23 protein-coding genes are annotated in these 19,754 nt (G+C 59.1%); 8 read left to right on the top strand and 15 right to left on the bottom strand.

Annotated elements, in window-relative coordinates; translation table 11 throughout:
- The first annotated feature begins 155 nt into the window (after positions 1-155).
- Positions 156-500: an H-NS histone family protein gene (locus FN828_RS07495; protein ID WP_142492788.1), complete on the top strand. Its 345-nt coding sequence runs from the start codon at positions 156-158 to the stop codon at positions 498-500.
- 83 nt (positions 501-583) lie between these two features.
- Here FN828_RS07495 and FN828_RS07490 read toward each other — a convergent pair whose 3' ends face one another.
- Entirely contained in the window at positions 584-1,231 is a 648-nt protein-coding gene (locus FN828_RS07490; RefSeq protein ID WP_142492787.1) for a ribonuclease T2 family protein, read from the bottom strand.
- Between the two features lie 123 nt (positions 1,232-1,354).
- Here FN828_RS07490 and FN828_RS07485 point away from each other — a divergent pair, with 123 nt between their 5' ends.
- Complete coding sequence (locus FN828_RS07485) at positions 1,355-2,101, top strand: DUF1013 domain-containing protein (RefSeq protein WP_142492786.1); 747 nt, start codon at positions 1,355-1,357, stop codon at positions 2,099-2,101.
- A 174-nt stretch (positions 2,102-2,275) separates the two neighbouring features.
- Here the strand turns inward: FN828_RS07485 and exaC are convergent, their stop codons facing one another.
- The 5 genes from exaC to FN828_RS07460 all read right to left on the bottom strand — a co-directional run bounded on the left by exaC (position 2,276) and on the right by FN828_RS07460 (position 7,708).
- A complete protein-coding gene (gene exaC, locus FN828_RS07480) occupies positions 2,276-3,799 on the bottom strand; it encodes an acetaldehyde dehydrogenase ExaC (protein WP_142492785.1) in 1,524 nt (507 codons plus the stop codon).
- A gap of 132 nt (positions 3,800-3,931) precedes the next feature.
- Complete coding sequence (locus FN828_RS07475; protein ID WP_142492784.1) at positions 3,932-4,879, bottom strand: GAF domain-containing protein; 948 nt, start codon at positions 4,877-4,879, stop codon at positions 3,932-3,934.
- 72 nt (positions 4,880-4,951) lie between these two features.
- Positions 4,952-5,506 (bottom strand): flavodoxin family protein, encoded by a 555-nt coding sequence (locus tag FN828_RS07470; RefSeq protein WP_142492783.1) that lies wholly within the window; start codon positions 5,504-5,506, stop codon positions 4,952-4,954.
- 72 nt (positions 5,507-5,578) lie between these two features.
- Positions 5,579-7,165 carry a GMC family oxidoreductase gene (locus FN828_RS07465; RefSeq protein WP_142492782.1) on the bottom strand — a complete coding sequence of 529 codons (1,587 nt, stop codon included), beginning with the start codon at positions 7,163-7,165 and terminating at the stop codon, positions 5,579-5,581.
- Between the two features lie 84 nt (positions 7,166-7,249).
- Positions 7,250-7,708 carry an Lrp/AsnC family transcriptional regulator gene (locus tag FN828_RS07460; RefSeq protein ID WP_142492781.1) on the bottom strand — a complete coding sequence of 153 codons (459 nt, stop codon included), beginning with the start codon at positions 7,706-7,708 and terminating at the stop codon, positions 7,250-7,252.
- A gap of 137 nt (positions 7,709-7,845) precedes the next feature.
- Here FN828_RS07460 and ald point away from each other — a divergent pair, with 137 nt between their 5' ends.
- Both ald and FN828_RS07450 read left to right on the top strand, forming a co-directional pair.
- Entirely contained in the window at positions 7,846-8,961 is a 1,116-nt protein-coding gene (gene ald, locus FN828_RS07455) for an alanine dehydrogenase (RefSeq protein WP_142492780.1), read from the top strand.
- 336 nt (positions 8,962-9,297) lie between these two features.
- Positions 9,298-9,534 (top strand): DUF2798 domain-containing protein, encoded by a 237-nt coding sequence (locus FN828_RS07450; protein WP_142492779.1) that lies wholly within the window; start codon positions 9,298-9,300, stop codon positions 9,532-9,534.
- A 45-nt stretch (positions 9,535-9,579) separates the two neighbouring features.
- Here the strand turns inward: FN828_RS07450 and mscL are convergent, their stop codons facing one another.
- Positions 9,580-10,017, bottom strand: a complete 438-nt coding sequence (gene mscL, locus FN828_RS07445; RefSeq protein ID WP_142492778.1) for a large conductance mechanosensitive channel protein MscL — start codon at positions 10,015-10,017, stop codon at positions 9,580-9,582.
- 143 nt (positions 10,018-10,160) lie between these two features.
- Here mscL and FN828_RS07440 point away from each other — a divergent pair, with 143 nt between their 5' ends.
- The gene (locus tag FN828_RS07440) at positions 10,161-10,862 is read left to right on the top strand and encodes a glutathione S-transferase family protein (protein ID WP_142492777.1); all 702 of its coding nucleotides are present in this window, start codon (positions 10,161-10,163) and stop codon (positions 10,860-10,862) included.
- 121 nt (positions 10,863-10,983) lie between these two features.
- Here the strand turns inward: FN828_RS07440 and FN828_RS07435 are convergent, their stop codons facing one another.
- The 8 genes from FN828_RS07435 to pyk form a co-directional block, all read right to left on the bottom strand.
- A complete protein-coding gene (locus FN828_RS07435; RefSeq protein WP_142492776.1) occupies positions 10,984-11,451 on the bottom strand; it encodes a YtoQ family protein in 468 nt (155 codons plus the stop codon).
- Between the two features lie 53 nt (positions 11,452-11,504).
- Positions 11,505-13,904: a phenylalanine--tRNA ligase subunit beta gene (gene pheT / locus FN828_RS07430; RefSeq protein WP_142492775.1), complete on the bottom strand. Its 2,400-nt coding sequence runs from the start codon at positions 13,902-13,904 to the stop codon at positions 11,505-11,507.
- Positions 13,901-14,416, bottom strand: a complete 516-nt coding sequence (locus tag FN828_RS07425) for a hypothetical protein (protein WP_142492774.1) — start codon at positions 14,414-14,416, stop codon at positions 13,901-13,903. Before FN828_RS07425 ends, pheT begins: the two co-directional genes overlap by 4 nt.
- A 74-nt stretch (positions 14,417-14,490) precedes the next feature.
- On the bottom strand, positions 14,491-15,561 hold the full coding sequence (gene pheS, locus FN828_RS07420) for a phenylalanine--tRNA ligase subunit alpha (RefSeq protein ID WP_142492773.1): 1,071 nt from the start codon (positions 15,559-15,561) through the stop codon (positions 14,491-14,493).
- A gap of 111 nt (positions 15,562-15,672) precedes the next feature.
- A complete protein-coding gene (rplT, locus tag FN828_RS07415) occupies positions 15,673-16,035 on the bottom strand; it encodes a 50S ribosomal protein L20 (RefSeq protein ID WP_142492772.1) in 363 nt (120 codons plus the stop codon).
- Between the two features lie 14 nt (positions 16,036-16,049).
- Complete coding sequence (rpmI, locus tag FN828_RS07410; protein WP_142492771.1) at positions 16,050-16,250, bottom strand: 50S ribosomal protein L35; 201 nt, start codon at positions 16,248-16,250, stop codon at positions 16,050-16,052.
- 113 nt (positions 16,251-16,363) lie between these two features.
- Positions 16,364-16,585, bottom strand: coding sequence for a hypothetical protein (locus tag FN828_RS07405; RefSeq protein ID WP_142492770.1), 222 nt, complete (start codon positions 16,583-16,585; stop codon positions 16,364-16,366).
- A 32-nt stretch (positions 16,586-16,617) separates the two neighbouring features.
- Complete coding sequence (gene pyk / locus FN828_RS07400; RefSeq protein ID WP_142492769.1) at positions 16,618-18,063, bottom strand: pyruvate kinase; 1,446 nt, start codon at positions 18,061-18,063, stop codon at positions 16,618-16,620.
- A gap of 135 nt (positions 18,064-18,198) precedes the next feature.
- Between pyk and FN828_RS07395 the strand changes: the two genes are divergently transcribed.
- From FN828_RS07395 to FN828_RS07385, 3 genes are read left to right on the top strand one after another with little or no spacing between them, the layout of a single operon-like run.
- The gene (locus FN828_RS07395; protein WP_142492768.1) at positions 18,199-18,939 is read left to right on the top strand and encodes an N-formylglutamate amidohydrolase; all 741 of its coding nucleotides are present in this window, start codon (positions 18,199-18,201) and stop codon (positions 18,937-18,939) included.
- A gap of 4 nt (positions 18,940-18,943) precedes the next feature.
- Positions 18,944-19,288 carry a 5-carboxymethyl-2-hydroxymuconate Delta-isomerase gene (locus FN828_RS07390; RefSeq protein WP_142492767.1) on the top strand — a complete coding sequence of 115 codons (345 nt, stop codon included), beginning with the start codon at positions 18,944-18,946 and terminating at the stop codon, positions 19,286-19,288.
- Between the two features lie 10 nt (positions 19,289-19,298).
- Positions 19,299-19,613 carry a DUF1244 domain-containing protein gene (locus FN828_RS07385; RefSeq protein ID WP_142492766.1) on the top strand — a complete coding sequence of 105 codons (315 nt, stop codon included), beginning with the start codon at positions 19,299-19,301 and terminating at the stop codon, positions 19,611-19,613.
- The last annotated feature ends 141 nt before the right edge of the window (positions 19,614-19,754 follow it).

The following is a 19,754-nucleotide window of genomic DNA, read 5'->3' as shown; positions in this document are numbered from 1 at the left end:
GGGAAAGAACGGTCGCAGCCGCGCCATCTGTTCGTCGGTCAGCCAAAATAGATTGCTCATGATACCCCCTGAAAGTTTGGGGATTTGAAGCATGCGACCAATGCGATCTCAAGCCGATTAATGGGTCCTGAGCCTAGATTGACGGGAATATTGCCATGTCTAATGTTACAAATACTCTGGCCTCCGATTTAGACGGTCTGTCTCTTGCGGAACTAAAAGCGCTGGAGAAGAAGATCGCCAAGGCGATTGCCAGCTACGAAGACCGCCAGCGCGCCACCGCTTTGGCCGCGCTAGAGATGAAAGCCAAGGAAATGGGGTTTTCTTTGGCGGAATTGACCGGGGTGGCTGGTGTCCGTCGGGCCAAGTCTAAATCTGCCGGCATTCCCAAATACGCCAACCCGGCAGACCCCGCGCAAACCTGGACCGGCAAAGGCCGACGCCCCGATTGGTTCGTGGCTGCCGTGGCATCTGGAAAATCACCCGAAGATCTGGAGATTTAAGACCAATACCCAATTGGTTTTCAGGATTGCCCCCTATCAAAGGCGCGCTGCCATCGCAGCCCGCCTTTTTTATATTCAGATTATCAACGCACCGGGTCAAACAGCGCGTCTTTTTGTCGGCAATCCCGCACCGCATCCCGCCCACACGGAACCGGACGCAAATCTTTGGACAAACACAGCCGCGCTTCCTGAATGCGGCCATCCCGGCAGGTAATCGTCAACATATCCGGTTCCCAGCCCGGATTGGCCTTTAGGAATGCTTCTTCGACGACACTGGCGGGCAATTTCACGGCCCGGTCCAATTTGCGGAAAATCTGGGGGCGATTGACTTGCTCATAAGCCTTCCGCGCCAATGCGAAATATTGGGGGGCCGTCAATCCCGAACAGGTGCCGTGCTTTTCCCATTGATACCAAGCCAATCCCGCACTGCCCATAATGTCTTCCATATCGTTGGTCATGCGGCGGGTCGGTTCCAATTCAGTGGTCCGGCAAAATGCAGGCCAACCCCGGTGATATTGCGGCCACAGCCCATGCAGCACCCAACCATAGTCATGCCGCGCGTCACATTGCGGTGATTTCCGCGCATCCCCTTCCAGCGCACACCAATTGGGCGACCAGCTAAGCGACAGAACATAATAATCGAACTGCCCGGCCTTCTCTCCATCCGCACGCAACGCGGCGGGGGCGGCAAAACACAGCGCTAAAACAAGGGTTTTCAGGGCAAATCGCATAAACTCTTTCCTTCTGTCTTTATCCGCACTATATAGGCGCCAAGTTCCCCGACAACGGTAACCCGCCCGAAAAGGGCAGCCTGTTTCAGGCAACGGGGAAGATTTGCGTCAAGGAGAGATGACATGGCCAAACCCATTATGGCGAAAGCAACCGCCGTTTGGCTGATCGACAACACCACGATCAGCTTCAAGCAGATCGCCGACTTTGTCGGCCTGCATGAACTGGAAATTCAGGGCATCGCCGATGGCGACGTGGCACCGGGGGTCAAAGGGTTCGATCCGGTCGCCAACAACCAGCTGGACGAAGGCGAAATCGCCAAAGCGGAAAAAAACCCACTGCATAAGCTGAAGCTGAAAATCAACCCCGCCGCCGCAGGCGAGGAAAAACGCCGTGGCCCGCGCTATACCCCGCTGTCCAAGCGTCAGGACCGCCCGAATTCGATCCTGTGGCTGGTCAAGTTCCACCCGGAACTCAGCGATGGCCAGATTGCGAAACTGGTTGGCACGACCAAGCCAACGATCCAGTCAATCCGCGAACGCACCCATTGGAACATCGCCAACATGCAGCCGATTGATCCGGTCGCCTTGGGGCTGTGTAAACAATCCGAACTGGATGCCGCCGTTCAAAAAGCCGCAGCCAAACGGGCTGCCGATGGCGAAGCGATGTCGGACGATGACCGCCGCAAGCTGCTGTCGACCGAACAAAGCTTGTCGATGGACGCGGAACCCAAAATCCCGACCGCTATCGAAGGGCTGGAAACGTTCAGCCTGAAAGACGACAGCGACGAGGACGAAAAAGAAGTGGATTTCTCGGACGCCGACAGCTTCTTCAATCTGCCCGGCAGCGACTCGGGCGACGAACAACCCTGATCGTCATAAAGAAGACAGACACAAAAGGCCCGGACCATCGCGTCCGGGCCTTTTGCGTTCCGCCTGCCACCCGTCCGGTGCAGTGAGTATTTTTGGCAAGATGAAACAGATGGAATGCGTTCAACAAGCAAGGCCGCATTTGCCCGATGCCGCCTTACTTGCGCCCTTAAAACCTCAGAAGAAGCCCAGCTTGTTCGGGTTATAGCTAACCAGCATGTTCTTGGTCTGCTGATAGTGATCCAGCATCATCTTATGGGTTTCGCGCCCGATGCCCGACTGTTTATACCCGCCAAAGGCCGCATGGGCCGGATAAGCGTGGTAGTTGTTCACCCAGACGCGGCCCGCTTCGATATTGCGACCAAAGCGATAGGCGCGGGTGCCGTCGCGGGTCCAGACACCGGCCCCAAGCCCGTACATCGTGTCATTGGCTATCGCCAAGGCTTCGGCTTCGTCCTTGAAAGTGGTCACAGACACCACGGGACCAAAGATTTCCTCTTGGAAAACCCGCATTTTGTTGTGGCCTTTCAGGATGGTCGGCTGGATATAGAACCCATTCGCCAGATCGCCGTTGAACCGCGCGGCATCGCCGCCGATCAGCACCTCGGCCCCTTCTTCGACACCGATCGTCAGATAGGACATGATCTTGTCCTGCTGTTCCTGACTGGCCTGTGCGCCCACCATCGTGTTGATATCTCGCGGGTCGCCCTGTTTGATCGCCTTCACCCGCTCGATACAGCGGGCGATGAATTCCTCGTAAATGTCTTCCTGAATCAGCGCGCGGCTGGGGCAGGTGCAGACCTCGCCCTGATTAAAGGCGAACAGCACGAAGCCTTCGACCGCCTTGTCCAGAAACGCATCGTCCTGCGCCATCACATCGCTGAAAAAGATATTGGGCGACTTGCCCCCCAGTTCCAACGTCACCGGGATCAGGTTCACCGTAGCGGCTTCCATGATCTTGCGCCCCGTCGCGGTGGACCCGGTAAAGGCGATCTTGGCAATGCGTGGGCTACGTGCCAGCGGTGCACCCACTTCGGCACCATAGCCGTTCACCACGTTCAGCACACCAGCGGGCAGAAGATCAGCAATCAGCTCCATCAGAACCATGATTGCAGCCGGGGTTTGTTCTGCCGGTTTCAGCACGATGCAATTGCCCGCTGCCAATGCCGGGGCCAGTTTCCACGCCGCCATCAGGATAGAAAAATTCCACGGGATGATCTGCCCCACCACACCCAGCGGTTCATGGAAATGATAGGCCACGGTATCGTGGTCGATTTCCGACATCGTGCCTTCTTGCGCGCGCAGGACACCCGCGAAATAGCGGAAATGATCCACCGACAGCGGAATATCCGCCGCAGTGGTTTCACGGATCGGCTTGCCGTTATCCCATGTTTCCGCCGTGGCGATCAGGTCCAGATTGGCCTCGATCCGGTCCGCGATTTTCAGCAGGACATTCGCCCGCTCGGCCGGGCTGGTTTTGCCCCAAACATCTTTGGCGGCATGGGCAGCATCCAGAGCCAGTTCAATATCCGCCTCGTCCGAGCGGGCCACTTCGCAAATCTTTGCGCCGGAAATCGGGGTGATGTTGTCAAAGTAGCGGCCATTCACCGGGGCCACGAATGCGCCACCGATGAAATTGTCATAGCGGGCTTTGAAGGGCGATACGTATTGCGCCGCTTCGGGGTTGGTCATCTCGTTCATTCTGGTTTCTCCTCCTCACAGGCCGGTCCACCCGGCGATGCAAGAAAGGTCAGCCGATTCCGCGATGAAAACAGCCCCACCGGATCAGACTGCGCCCACAATCTGTCTCAGGACTGAGACAGATGGGACAGATCAGTTCAGCCCCACACGCTTCATCCGGCGGTACAGCGTCGCCCGGCCAATTCCCAGTTCGCGCGCCGCAGCACTGGCATTTCCCCCGGACCGCGCCAAGGCCCGGCGCAGGGCGGCGCGTTCAGCCTGTTCCAACCCGCTGTCATCCTGCGCCATGCCCAGCAGATCGGCCGCGGGCAATGGATCGGACAGGTTTGCCGCCTCCAGCCCCAGCTTACGACGGGCCGCACGGGTGGCCCCGATCACCAGATCGTCGCCATCCACCGCCAGCAGCAATGCCTCGGACGGGCGGTCTTCGCCGACATCCACAAACCGCGCACCCGGAAATGCCGCGCGAAAATGCGCGGTTTCAATCTGCCGCGCGGTCTGCGCCACGGCCCCGGCAATCAACCGGGTAAATCCTTCGGTCTGATCCGCCCGGCACGATGACACGTCCAACGCGGCCACGATCTCGCCCTCGGCACCGTAAATCGGGGCGTCCATGCAGCTCATCGCGGTGTTGCGGCTGTGGAAATGATCGTCGCGGTGGATAATGACCTGCCGCTTTTCCGCCAGACAGGTGCCAATGCCATTGGTGCCTTCGGTTTGTTCGCTCCAGACAGCGCCAGGCCACAGCCCCCAGCTTTCAAATACGCCCCGATCCGCGTCCGAGCAGCGTTCTTCCAACACGACACCTTCGGCGTCGGTCAGCAGAACGCAGCACCCGGTTGCCCCGACCATACGAAACAACTGATCCAACTGCGGGGTCGCCAGCGCCAGAAACGCGCCCATCGCATCGCGGCGTTGCGCGATTTCGGGCATCGCAATCCGTTCCGGGGCGCGACTGTTGCGCGGGTCCAGCCCATACGTCACCGCCGAACGCCGCCACGACGCCGCCAATCGCGACGTTGCCGCAGCACGAGGCGAAAGCGCACCCTCTAATATCTTGTCAGCGTGATGAAGCCACATCTGCCGGACCCTCCCTTGCCTGCCAGCGGACCGCGCGTTCCGCATCAGCCTGTGCCGCCCGTCACACCCCGTCTAGATAGACCAACGTCGTACCGCCCGCGCAATCCGCTGCCCGAACCGATGCGCCGTTTCCAAATCGCCCTGCGACACCATCAGCGTTTTGTCCCGCACCGTGGTGGCCGCCAGCCCCAACCATGTGCCGCTGGCATTGATCCCTTCGGCATCGGCATTCACCGGCGCACCAATCTGATCTTGCCCGACCCAGATCATCCCATGCTGCATGGCGAAGATGTTCAACTGCATCAGCGACGACAGCTTATCGCCCCCCGGAAAGGTCGCCACGGTAAACCCCGCAGCCAGCTTATCCGCCCAAAGCTGTTCAGACCAAATATCGCTGGTGGCATCCATGAAGCTTTTATATTCGGCGGCAATACTGCCCATATACGTCGGCGCACCCAACAGGATTGCGTCCGCCGCTTCCATCGCCTGCCAATCCGTCTGGGACAGGTCCGTGACATCAATCAGACGCGCGGCGCACCCTTCCTGCCCCAATGCCACGGCAATCTTGTCCGCCAGCTTGCGCGTGTGTCCACGTCCTGAAAAATAGGTGATCGCTACATTGCCCATGCCACTGCCCTTTTGCGGTTTTCCCCAAAGATGACAGAGGCCGGGGCCGCATTCCAGCCCGGATTATCGCCCTTATCGCGCTACCGCCAAAATCATATCGCTGGCTTTTTCTGCAATCATGATCGTGGGCGAATTGGTGTTGCCGCTGGTAATTGTCGGCATGATCGACGCATCGACGACTCGCAGCCCACCAATTCCGCGCAGCCGCAATTCGGCATCCAGCGGCGCGGCATGATCCGGCCCCATCCGTACCGTTCCGACAGGGTGGAAAATCGTGGTCCCCACATCGCCCGCCGCCTTGGCCAGATCGGCATCGCTATCGCCGACGATACCGGGTTTCATTTCCTCGGGGGTGTATTTCGCCATCGCGGATTGCCCCATGATCCGCCGCGCCAGCCGGATCGAATCCGCAGCTACCTGCCGATCGCCATCCGTTGACAGATAGCGCGGGGCGATACGCGGTTTCGCCTTGGGGTCTGGCCCCGTGATTTCCACCACGCCACGGCTTTCGGGACGCAAATTACAGACCGAGGCCGTCATCGCCGGGAAATCATGCAACGGCTGGCCGAAGGCTTCTAGTGTCAGGGGTTGGACGTGAAATTCCAGATCAGGGGTCGCCAGATCGGGCCGCGACTTGGCAAACGCCCCCAGTTGCGATGGTGCCATCGACATCGGGCCGGATCGTTTCATCACATACTCCAGCCCGATCATCGCCTTGCCCCACAGGCTGTTCGCCATCGTGTTCAGCGTTTTGGCGCCCTGTAGCTTCCACGCGCAGCGCAATTGCAGATGGTCCTGCAAATTCGCACCGATACCGGCCATGTCGTGCTGTACGCTGATCCCGTGCTTTTGCAGCAAAGCACCCGGCCCAATCCCGGACAATTGCAAAATCTGCGGCGAGCCGATGGCCCCGGCGGACAGGATCACCTCGCCCGCCGCGCGAGCGGTTTTCACCTGCCCGTTCTGTTCGTACTCCACCCCCACACAGCGCCCGTTTTCCAACAGCACGCGCCGCGTATGGGCGTGGGTTTCGACCTTCAGCGCCTGCCCCTTGCTGGTGCGCAAAAACGCCTTGGCCGTATTCATCCGCCAACCGCCCCGTTGGTTGACCCGGAAATAACCGACCCCTTCGTTATTCCCGCGATTGAAATCCGTAACCTTGGGCAGCCCTTCTTGTGCGGCGGCTTCCATCCAATCGTCCAGCACATCCCAATGCAGACGTTGATTATCCACCCGCCATTCGCCGCCAACCCCATGCAAGTCCGAAGGACCATCGACGTAATCCTCGGATCTCATGAAATAGGGCAGCACATCGTCCCAGCCCCAGCCGGTATTGCCCATTTGACGCCAACCGTCATAATCTGCGGCTTGCCCGCGCAGATACAGCATCCCGTTGATGGACGAACACCCGCCCAGCACCTTGCCACGCGGATACAGCAATTCGCGCCCGTTCAGGCCCGGATCGGCCTCGGTTCGGAACATCCAGTCCGTGCGCGGGTTGTTGATGCAGTACAGATAGCCCATCGGAATGTGGACCCAGTGATAGCTGTCGCTGCCCCCGGCCTCTAGCAGCAACACCTTCTTGTTGGCATCTGCCAACCGCTTTGCCAGAACACAGCCCGCGCTGCCCGCGCCGACGATGATATAATCCCACTGCATTGCACCCCTCCCGATTGGCGACGTATGCCGTGCAGAAACGTAGCCTTAAATGTCTGACATTTGCAAGACCCGGCATTCCGGCGCTCAGACCGGCAGGGCAGTCGTCTTGAACACCGTGCGCAGCGCGAACGAAGATTGCATCTGCGCCACCCCCGGCAACCGCGTCAGATGTTGGCGGTGGATACGGGCGAAATCTTCGGTATTTTCGGCCACCACTTTCAGGATGTAGTCCGCCGTCCCTGCCATCAGGTGACATTCCAACACATCGGGAATGCGCGAAACCGCCTTCTCGAACGCTTCCAGAATTTCGTCTGCCTGCCCTTGCAGGGTGATTTCCACGAAAACCGTGGTCGGGACGTTCATTTTGCGTGCATCCAGCAGCGCCACATAATCGCGGATATACCCGTCAGATTCGAGCCGCTGCACCCGCCGGTGACAGGCCGAGGGCGAAAGGTTCACCTGTTCGCTCAGGTCTGCATTGGACATCCGCCCCTTGCGTTGCAACACCCGCAGAATCCGCCGATCCGTGTCATCCAGCGCCATTTACGCAAAATCCTTCGAAGTTTTTCCCATTCTTGCGCAGGTTATTCACAAAAATCCAAGAATTGCGACCCAATTTTCAAAGCACTTGCGCCCAGCCAGCGACATTCTGATTAAAAAAGCATCAGGGAGAATTCACCATGAAAATCGGTTGTCCAAAGGAAATCAAACCGCAAGAATTCCGCGTTGGCATGACGCCCATCGCCGCACACGAAGCCGTAGCACACGGCCATCAGGTGTTCATCGAAACCGGCGCGGGCGCTGGGGCGGGGTTTGACGATGCGACCTATGTCGCCGCCGGTGCCATCATCCTGCCCACCGCAGCAGAGGTATTCGCCACTGCCGACATGATCGTAAAGGTAAAGGAGCCACAGGCCGCAGAACGCAAAATACTGCGCGAAGGGCAGCTTTTGTTCACCTACCTGCACTTGGCCCCCGATCCCGAACAAACCCATGATCTGTTGGCATCCGGTGCGACCTGCATCGCCTATGAAACCGTGACAGACCGGAACGGCGGCCTGCCCTTGTTGGCCCCCATGTCCGAAGTCGCGGGCAAACTGGCCCCGCAGGTCGGCGCATGGACCCTGCAAAAAGCCAATGGCGGGCGCGGCGTGCTGTTGGGCGGCGTCCCCGGCGTTGGACCGGCCAAGGTGGTCGTGATCGGTGGCGGTGTCGTCGGCACCCATGCCGCCCGCGTGGCCGCCGGGATGGGCGCGGATGTGACCGTTTTGGATATGTCCCTGCCCCGCCTGCGCTATCTGGACGATGCGTTCCGCAATGAATTCAAAACCGGCTATGCCTCCAAAGGGAACACTGCCGAGCTGATTGCTCAGGCCGATATGGTTGTGGGCGCGGTACTGATCCCCGGCGCGGCGGCGCCCAAGCTGATCAGCCGTGCGCAACTATCCACCATGAAACCCGGCGCGGCGCTGGTGGATGTCGCCATTGATCAGGGCGGCTGCTTTGAAACGTCGCGTGCAACCACCCATGCCGACCCGATTTACGAGGTCGATGGCATCATGCACTACTGCGTTGCCAACATGCCCGGCGCGGTTGCCCGCACGTCCACCATTGCGCTTGGCAATGCCACCATGCCGTTCATGCTGGCGCTGGCAAACAAAGGCTGGAAACAGGCCTGCGCGGATGATCCCCACCTGCTGAACGGCCTGAACGTCCATGCCGGTCAACTGACCTATGCCGCCGTGGGCGCGGCCTTGGGTATTGATGTGGTGTCACCCCAAACGCTGATCCAATAACCATTCGGGGTGCGGCCAGCCCGCCCCCCGTTCCGTGGGCGCTGCCATTTTCCGATTGCAGGCGGCGTCCCGATCCCCCGCACTTCGGTGCATCCTCCCTAGGCCCGGTGCTATCCCCTTGGATGCGCCGGGTTCTTTTTTTGCGAAGCAACCGATTGATTTTCCCACCCTCAGCGCCTACTGAATGCAGGCCGAAAAATGACAGACCGGTTCGGTTATTCCGGTCCTTGCAACGCAAGAATTAGTCCCTTGGGAACCCACGGCACCCTGACCCCAATCCAGCGGGAGGGTGCCTGATCATGGCCCCTTTTCGCGTTCTTGTGAAAGAATATCCCAATGCAGGACAAAAAGATCGTGATCGTTGCGCAAATTTTCATCTCGGGCATGATGGCCTTTTTGATGACCGGATTTTTCGGTGCGCTGAATATGGGGCTAACACGGGATTGGCTAAGCCATTGGCCGCTGGCATTTCTGACTGGCTGGCCCGTGGCTTTTGCCCTGTCCCTAATCGTCAGCCCCATCGCCTTTGGCCTGTCATGGCGGGTCAACCGCCTGCTGGGCCAAACGGATTGATCCCAATGCCCCCTCTGATCCCGCCAGAGGGGGCATTTTCCTATCTTACCCTTTTTTCAGGGCGTCACGAATTTCCAGCAGTACATCCAACTCGCTTGGGCCTTTCGGGGCTTCGGGGGCCGGGGCTGCCTCTTCCTCTTTCATTGCCGCGTCTTTGGCCCGATTCACGGCCTTCACCAGCAGGAACACGACAAACGCAATGATCAGGAAATTGATCACCGCCATCAGGAAACTACCATAGGCAAAGATCGACGCCCCGGCCTCGCGTGCGGCATCCAGGCTGGCACCATCCGGCACATCACCGGACAGCACCGCATAATTGTTCGTGAAATCAATCCCGCCGGTAAAAAGCCCGATGATCGGGTTAATCAGGTCTTTGACGACCGATTGCACAATGGCCGTAAAGGCCGCCCCGACGATAATCCCCACCGCCATATCCATCACATTGCCCTTGGCAATGAATGTCTTAAATTCCTGAAGCATCTGTCCCTCTTCCTTTAATAGCGCTGTCAAACGCCTGTTGTTCGCGCTGCGTCACAGCCATTCTGCAATTTTCCACAAAACCAAGCCTGTTGTATCGGGAAAAATCCGCTAATTTCCCCCCAAGGTGGATATAAGGAGCAAGCATGACTTTCCCTCAGGATTTCCCGATCAATACGCGCTGGCCTGCCAAAGACCCTTCGGTGTTGCAGCTATATTCTTTTCCCACACCCAATGGGATCAAAGTGTCGATCATGCTGGAAGAAACCGGCCTGCCCTACGAAGCGCATACCGTGACGCTGGCCGATAAGGATGTGAAGTCACCCGAATTCCTGTCCCTGAACCCGAACAACAAAATCCCCGCAATCATTGATCCCAATGGGCCGGGGGGCAAACCCCTGCCGCTATGGGAATCCGGTGCGATCCTGATCTATCTGGCGGAAAAAACCGGCCAGTTCTTGCCCACTGATCCAGCCGAACGCTACAAGGTCATTCAATGGGTGATGTTCCAGATGGGCGGCGTCGGGCCGATGTTTGGGCAACTGGGCTTCTTCTATAAATTCGCAGGCAGCGCCGTCGAAGACCCGCTTCCGCGTGAACGCTACATCACCGAAGCCAAGCGGCTTCTGGGCGTAATCGAACGGCAACTGGACGGGCAGAACTGGCTGTGCGGCGACTATTCGATTGCTGACATCGCCTTGGGCGGTTGGCTGCGGGCGCTGGATTTCTATGGCGCGAAAGAGGTGGTTGGCTGGGATAACTTCCCCAACACTGTCGCCTATCTGGATCGCTTTCTGGCCCGCCCCGCCGTACAGCGTGGCCTGAATATCCCTCCGCGCGAAGGATAATTCCCCCCGCAACCGTCCCCCAAGGGGATAGTGCGGGATTTGGATATTTGAACCAAGAAAGAGCAGCAGGGGCGTAATCACCCAACCGGCGCCCCTGCCGTGAACGATGACCTTGGGCGGCTTAGCCCGGTAATTGCCCTGTCAGCACATAGCGCAGGATTTGCACCACCTGTTGCGGGTCTTCCGCCACAGCCAGCGCGGCAGCGTCCACCTCTTTCAGGGCGTGCTGATGATCCGGGCCATGCAGCACGATCAGGGATTTACCCAAGGCCGCTGCATAACCGGCATCAAACGCCGCGTTCCATTGTTTGTATTTGTCACCAAAGCGCACCACCACGACATCCGCTTGTTCGATCAGGCGGCGGGTGCGGATGGCATTCAGCTTTGCACCTTTGTGATCGTGCCAGAATTTATTTGGCTCTGCCCCAAGGATCGCAACCCCGCAATCGTCGCTGGCATCGTGATCCGTGACCGGGGCTGAAAACGCAACCTCCAGCCCGGTCGATCCTGCGATGATCTGGTCGCGCCAATCGGTGTGAATTTCCCCTGACAGGTAGACGTTCAGCAATTCCTGTTCCTTTCCGGCCATGAAAAAGGGGCGTATCTCGCCCCTTTTTGGTTTATACGATATCGCCCCAGACCTTAGCCGCGCAGCACGCCGCCCGTGGCTTTGCCAACCTTTTCAACGATCTTGGCGGCGACCGCCTCGATGTCTTTTTCGGTCAGGGTCTTTTCGGTCGGCTGCATCCGCACGGTGATGGCGATGGATTTCTTGCCTTCGCCCAAGCTGCCACCGATGAACTGGTCAAAGACGCGCACATCTTCGATCAGCGCCTTGTCCGATCCAGCCGCCGCGTTGACCAGTGTCAGCGCCTCGACCTGTGTATCGACGACAAAGGCAAAGTCCCGTTCGACCGCCTGCAAGTCGCTGATCGTCAGCGCCGGGCGGGTCGATCCCACCTTGCGCGGCTCTGGCACCTCTTCGGGCCACAGGGTAAAGGCCACAACCGGCCCTTTTACGTCCAGCGCGGTCAGCGCCTTGGGGTGTACCTCGCCAAAGGTGCCCAGCACCTTTTTCGGACCCAGACAGATTTGCCCGTGCCGCCCCGGATGCCACCAGCCAGCGCCGTTGCGCATGACCTGCACCTTGGCGGGTGCGCCGATGGCGGCCAGCAGCGCCTCGGCATCTGCCTTGGCGTCGAACAGGTCCACCGGACGGGCCGCGCCATGCACGTCTTTCGGGCCAGTCCGACCCACCAGAATGCCCGCGATTTGCAACCGCTGTTCGCCCGGTTCCCCGCCGCTGAACACCGGGCCAACCTCGAACAGGGCCATATCCATGAAACCGCGTGCCTGATTGCGGGTCGCCGCTTGCAGCAGACCGGCCAGCAGATCGGGGCGCATATGGCTCATTTCCGAAGAAATCGGGTTTTCCAGCATCGTCGCATCGGTGCCACCGCCGAAAACCGCCGCGCTGGCCTGATCAATGAACGAATAGGTCACGCATTCATTATAGCCCAAGGCCGCAGCCGTGCGCCGTGCGATCTGTTCGCGTTTCTGACGGGTGGACAGGATCGGCGCGGGAACACCGGCCTGCGCACGCGGCAGCGGTTTACCCTGCAACTTGGTCAAGGATGCGACACGCGCCACTTCTTCGACCAGATCAGCCTCGCCCATCACATCGGGGCGCCATGACGGGACATAGGCCATGTCGCCGTCCAGCCGGAATCCCAGACTGGTCAGGATACGGCGCTGTTCGTCCTCGGGGATGTCCATGCCCACAAGCGACTGAATGCGCTGCGCGTCCAGACGATAGGCGCGGCTGACATCCGGCACCTGACCGGCCACCGTCACATTCGACGGCTCGCCCCCGCACAGATCAAGGATCATCTGCGTGGCATCATCCAGCGCCTGCATGTTATAATCCGGGTCGATCCCGCGTTCGTTGCGATAGCGGGCATCGGTGTTGATCTTCAACGCGCGGCCCGTGGTGGCGATCTGGATACGGTCCCAAACCGCCGCTTCAAGGAACACGTTCACGGTGTCATCGGTACAGCCCGACACTTCGCCGCCCATAATCCCGCCGATGGATTCCACGCCAGCATCATCGGAAATCACCACCTGACCCGCGCCAAAGGTGTAATCCTTTTCATCCAGGCCCAGCATGGTTTCGCCGCCCTGCGTGCGGTGGACGCGCAGATCGCCCTTTACCTTATCCGCATCGAACACGTGCAGCGGGCGGTTGCGGTCATAGGTGAAGAAGTTGGTCACATCCACAAGGCAGGAAATCGGGCGCAAGCCGATGGCTTTCAGCCGCGCCTGCAACCACGCGGGGCTGGGGCCGTTTTTCACGCCCTTGATCAGACGGCCCGCGAACACCTCGCAGCCGTTTTCACGAGTGTCTTCGTCAATCGTGACAGTGATCGGGCAGGCGAAGCCGCCGTCAATCTGTGCGGTTTTGGCGGGTTTCATTACACCCAAACCACGCGCCGCCAGATCCAGCGCCACACCACGCACGCCCAAGGCATCGGGACGGTTCGGGGTGATGGCGATTTCAATCACCGGGTCCACCTTGGCCGGATCGTTTTCCGCCAGCCAATCGGTGAATTTCTGGCCGACCTGACCGCTGGGCAGTTCGATAATACCGTTATGTTCGTCCGACAGTTCCAGTTCACGTTCCGAGGCCATCATCCCGTGGCTTTCGACGCCGCGAATGTTGCCAACGCTCAGCGTGACATCAATACCGGGGACATAATCGCCGGGTTTACACAGAACCACGGTGATCCCCGCGCGGGCGTTCGGCGCGCCGCAAACGATCTGTTTGTCGCCTTCGTCGGTTTCCACGGTACACACGCGCAGACGATCCGCATCGGGGTGCTGTTCGGCATGTTTGACCTTGGCCAAGGTAAAGCTGGACAGCTTCGCGGCGGGGTCTTCGACCCCTTCCACTTCCAGACCCAGATCGGTCAGGGCGTCAAGGATGTCATCAAGGCTAGCCTGAGTATCCAGGTGCTCTTTCAGCCAGGAGAGGGTGAATTTCATTTAATATCCCCTTCATAAGAATTTGGGAAAAACGCGGATACCGCTTGATCGTTTCCACTATTTTCGAAACCCAAAAGGTCACTTCGAATAGCAGATATTGTATTCGCCCGCGCCCGTTCGGTCGCTTTCTTTGCCTGTTGGACACCCTCATCTTTCCAAGAGACAAGGCTTCCATTGACTTTTTTAAACCGCTTTTGCCTGTAGTCCTGCATACAGTCTAAATAGTGGCGAGCGGAGGCCGCTACTTCCGGAGATGCGAAACACAAGAAATCACTACCCAAGGCGTGCAGTTCATGCGTGTTTAGCTTAGCTTTCTCAAAATCGGTTTGAACAATTGCCGTAAAAACGGCGTTCATTCCGCCGAGAAACTTCCTGTAAGCCTCCCGCTTTTCTTTAAGCATGTCATTTGCATGGTCTATCCGCTTTTGCTCTGGATATACCCGTTTCGCGACATAGAGAGCCGTTACAGAGGCTATGATCGCAGCCAGAACTGTTAGCAAACCCTGCAACACGCGTGGATCCGAGAGTAGTGTGAGTTTTAGATCGCGGCACACGTTTTCACATGCCGTGATTGTCTCGTGAGTACTCACCGCGACAGCCCACCATGCAAGGTCGGCACGTCCAGCGAAGCAAAGCCATAGTGGCGCAGCCAGCGCAGGTCGGAATCGAAGAAGGCCCGCAAATCAGGGATGCCGTATTTCAGCATCGCCAGACGGTCGATCCCGATGCCAAAGGCAAAGCCCTGATATTCGTTCGGGTCAATCCCGCCCGCTTCCAGCACCTTGGGATGCACCATGCCGGACCCCAGTACCTCTAGCCAGTCATCGCCTTCGCCGACTTTGACAGACCCGTTTTCCCAACGGCACTGAATATCCACCTCGGCGGACGGTTCCGTGAACGGGAAATGCGAGGCGCGGAACCGGGTTTTCACATGGGTTCCGAAGAAGGCCGAGAAGAATTCCTCTAGCACCCATTTCAGGTTCGCCATCGAGATATTCTTGTCCAGCGCCAGCCCTTCGACCTGATGGAACATCGGGGTGTGGGTCTGGTCATAGTCACAGCGATACACGCCACCGGGGCAGATGATGCGGATCGGCGCGCCCTGTTTTTCCATCGACCGGATTTGAACCGGGCTGGTATGCGTGCGCAGCACATGCGGCGGGCGATCGTCGCCTTCCGCGCGGTGCATATAGAACGTGTCCATTTCCGCCCGCGCGGGGTGGTGGCCCGGAATATTCAGCGCGTCAAAGTTATACCAATCGGTTTCCACGCGCGGGCCTTCGGCCACGCTGAACCCCATATCGGCAAAAATCGCGGTCACTTCCTCGGTCACTTGGCTGACCGGGTGAATCGTGCCCTGACGCCGCTGACGACCCGGCAGGGTCACGTCCAGCCATTCGGTGCGCAGGCGTTCATCCAGCGCGACATCGGCCAGCGCAGTTTTCTTGGCCGACAGCGCCGAGTTAATCTCGTCCTTCAGCGCGTTCAGCTTCGGCCCCATGACCTGCCGTTCCTCGGGGGTCATTTTGCCCAGTTCACGCATTTTCAGCGCGACTTCGCCCTTTTTGCCGACGGCTTGCAGACGAATGTCTTCCAGCGCGTTTTCATCCCCGGCGCCAGCAATCGCGCCCAGATACTTGTCTCTCAGATCGTCCATCCGACCCTCCGTTTCCGTTGGAACCCTGCTACCCAGCGCAGGCCCAAAACGCAAGAAGCCGCGAGACCCCAAAAGGTCCGCGGCTTCAATACTGTGTCACCCAGATTGGGCTTACGCGAGCGCGGCCTTCGCCTTTTCGACGATGGCTTCAAACGCGGCAGGTTCGTGTACGGCCAGATCGGCCAGAACCTTACGGTCGACTTCGACGCCAGCCAGATTCAGGCCGTTGATGAAGCGCGAGTAGGTCAGCGATTCATCATGCGCACGCACAGCCGCGTTGATCCGCTGAATCCACAGCGCGCGGAAATTCCGCTTGCGGTTCTTACGGTCACGGGTTGCGTATTGGTTTGCCTTGTCAACAGCCTGACGCGCCACCTTGAAGGTGTTCTTGCGGCGGCCATAATAGCCTTTTGCGGCCTTGATGACTTTCTTGTGACGGGCGTGGGTCGTGGTTCCACCTTTGACGCGGGACATTGATCAATCTCCTCTTAGCGGTCGTAGGGCATGTAGCCCTTGACGATCTTGGCGTCGGGTGCGGACAGCGTGGTGGTGCCGCGAGCGTCGCGAATGAATTTCTTGTGGCGTTTGATCATGCCGTGGCGCTTGCCGGCCTGACCAGCGATGACTTTACCAGTGGCCGTCACCTTGAAGCGCTTTTTGGCGCTCGATTTGGTCTTCATCTTGGGCATTTCCGTCTCCTTGTCTTTTTCAACGGTGAACACACGACTCGGCATGCCTCTTAGGCCGGTCGCGCAGACAGGGGGTGCGTATACTGGCGCTTTCCCCCTGTGGCAAGAGCAATTCAGATGAATTTTCCCGCAACTTTCACGATCAGATCGGGAATTTCATCGAAACTATAGCCGCCAACCTTCTGGGAATGCGCCCACACCATCATGGCACCCCCCAGAATCGCCACCACGGATGCCACGCGAGGCACATGCCCGTCGCTCCATGCTGACACCATCGACGGAACCGAAAAGATAGCGATAAACAGCCCCATTACAAAAACCGTATCCGGGTCCATAACTCTTACTCCCACATTTAAACCAGCGCAGGTTACTCTGGGTCAGAGGCGTAAATCAAACGTTCCTCGCATGGGGCAACGCGCAGGATATTCGTGGTCCCCGGCACGTTGAACGGCACACCCGCCACCACAAGAATCTGATCCTCGGCGGTGGCGAACCCTTCGGAGCGGGCCGCGCGGGCGGCGCTGACGACAGCCTGCTTAAACCGCGTCACCTCCTCCGACATGACGCAATTGGTGCCCCAGCTTAGTGCCAACCGCCGCGCCGTGCGCCGCAGGCTGGTCATGGCAATGATCGGCACGCGGGGGCGTTCCCGCGCGGTCAACAGCGCCGTAGTGCCGGATTCGGTGTAGCAGCAAATCGCTTTGATGTCGGTCGTTTCCGCAATCTCGCGCGCGGCGGCCACGATCCCGTCCGCCACCGTGCTGCGCTTGGCATGGCGCGAGGCTTCGATGATCTCCGTATAGGTCGGATCGCTTTCCACCTCGGTCGCGACATTGCTCATCGTGGTTACGGCTTCGATGGGGTATTGGCCCGCGGCCGATTCCGCGCTCAGCATCACCGCATCCGCGCCTTCGTAGATCGCGGTTGCCACATCGGACACTTCGGCCCGCGTGGGCATGGGTGATTCGATCATGCTTTCCAACATTTGCGTGGCCACGATCACCGGCTTTGCCGCCGCCCGGCATTTACGCACCAGCCGTTTCTGGATTGGCGGGACATGGCTGACAGGCAATTCCACCCCCAAATCGCCCCGCGCCACCATAACGCCATCACTGACCGCCAGAATATCGTCAAAACATTTCACCGCCGACGGTTTTTCAATCTTCGACAGGATCGCCGCCCGGCCTTTGGCCAGCGCCCGCGCTTCCTGCACATCCTCGGGGCGCTGCACAAAGGACAGCGCCAGCCAATCCACCCCTAGGTCGCAGACAAATTCCAGATCGGCGCGATCCTTGTCCGACAGCGCGGCCAGCGGCAGCACCACATCAGGGACATTTACGCCCTTGCGGTTGGAAATCGTTCCACCCGTGACCACGGTGCAATTGGCGTAATCCGCGCCGCAATCCGTGACCTTCAGGCGGATTTTCCCGTCATTCACCAACAGCGATGCCCCCGGTTCCAATGCAGCGAAAATCTCGGGGTGGGGCAGACAAACCCGCTGGCCATCCCCGTCAGCTGTATCCAGATCCAGCCGGAATGCAGCGCCTTCCGCCAATTCCTCGGACCCGTTGGCGAAAACACCTACCCGCAGCTTCGGCCCCTGCAAATCGGCCAAAACACCGATGGGGCTGCCCAAATCCTGCTCAACCTGGCGGATCATCGCGTACCGTTCGCGAATTTCGTCATGGCTGCCGTGGCTCATGTTCAGGCGGAACACGTCTGCCCCGGCCTCGTGCAGCGCCCGGATCATATCATATGTATCCGAGGCTGGCCCCAACGTAGCCACGATTTTCACATTCCGATGCCGCTTCATCCTGTTTGTCCGTCCTGGTGGCGCATGGCGCGCGTTTTCTTCTGTTACCGCTAACTTATACCCGCTGTATCCGCAGGAACAATTCCATTCCCGGCAAATTTATCCTAAAGCGTCAGGGAAACGTGTGAAATCATTATGACCTACGAACCCTATGAAATTATCGGGGCTGATCGCCCCTCGCGCTGGCTGGTCACATGTGACCATGCCGCCAACACCGTACCGCCCTTTGTCAACAACGGGTCGCTGGGGCTGGCCTCTGGCGATATGAACCGCCACATCGCCTTTGATCCCGGCGCGGCGGGCGTATCCAAGGCACTGGCACAGGCGCTGGATGGCCCCGCGATCCTGTCCAACTTCTCGCGCCTTGTGATCGACCCGAACCGGGGCGAGGATGATCCGACCCTGCTGATGAAGCTGTATGACGGCACCATCATCCCCGCCAACCGCCACGCCGGTCCAGAAGAATTGGAAAAGCGGCTGAACGCCTGTTATCGCCCCTATCACACGGCGCTGACAAAACTGGCGGCACGGCGGGACGATACCGTGATCGTATCCATCCACAGCTTCACCCGGCAACTACAGGGCCGCGAACCGCGCCCGTGGCACATCGGCATCCTCTATGCCGCCGATACGCGACTGTCCAAACCGCTGATCCAGCGGTTGCACGCCGAACCGGACCTGTGCGTTGGGGAAAACGAGCCTTATGGGGGCCACCTGCCCGGTGACGCCATCGCCCGCCACGCAATCGCATGGCAGCGCCCGAATGTGCTGATCGAACTGCGAAATGATCTGATCGAAACCCCGCAGCAACAGGCCGATTGGGGCGCACGTCTGGCCCCCATCCTACAAGCCGCGCTGCAAGATTGCGGAGCCTGAGCAAGTGCCCCATGTCATCATCGACCACGCCGCCGGATTGGAAAACAGCCACGATTTCCCGGCTCTGTGCCGCGCACTATTCGATGCGCTGGCGGCCCACCCGGCCATTCCGCATCCCGAAAGCCTGAAAATCCGCACCCGTCCGCATGATTGCTTTGTCATCGGCACCGAACCCCAAAGCTTTGCCCACGCAGATTTGCGCCTGCTGCCGGGCCGCGACGATCAGACAAAGGCGGACCTGACCGCACTTGTGCTAAACGTCATGAATGACGCCCTGCCCGACGTCGGCAGCCTGACCGTGGAATGCAACGACATGCACGGTCCCAGCTATGCCAAACGCGTGCTGTAAGGAGACAGATATGGACGACCAAACCCGGATTGAAATCGAAGCCGCCGCCTTTCGTGCGCTGCGCGAACACCTGATGGAAAAACGCACCGATGTTCAGAATATCGACCTGATGAACATGGCGGGCTTCTGCCGCAACTGCCTGTCCCGCTGGTATCAGGAAGCCGCCAATGCCCGCGGCATCGACATGACCAAGGACGAGGCCCGCGAAATCTATTACGGGATGCCGTATGACGACTGGAAGGCCCAATTCCAGACCGAGGCGGACGCCGATAAACAGGCCGCATTCAAAAAGGCCTTCGCCGAAAATGTCGGGGAACCGAAATAACGGCACCGCCCTGATTGGTGCGTGACCTCACGCACCAAACCACCCGGCGCGCAGAAACATTCAGCAAATTCGCACATGCCCTGTGGGTGCGTGTCCCTATGTAAACCTCCGCATTTCGCTTATCTTCCGTGTCAGACAAAC

Source organism: Thalassovita litoralis, assembly GCF_900182725.1.
Taxonomy (GTDB): Bacteria; Pseudomonadota; Alphaproteobacteria; order Rhodobacterales; family Rhodobacteraceae; genus Thalassobius; species Thalassobius litoralis.
Note: the sequence above shows the minus strand (reverse complement) of the source record. Positions and strands in the feature narration are given on the sequence as shown.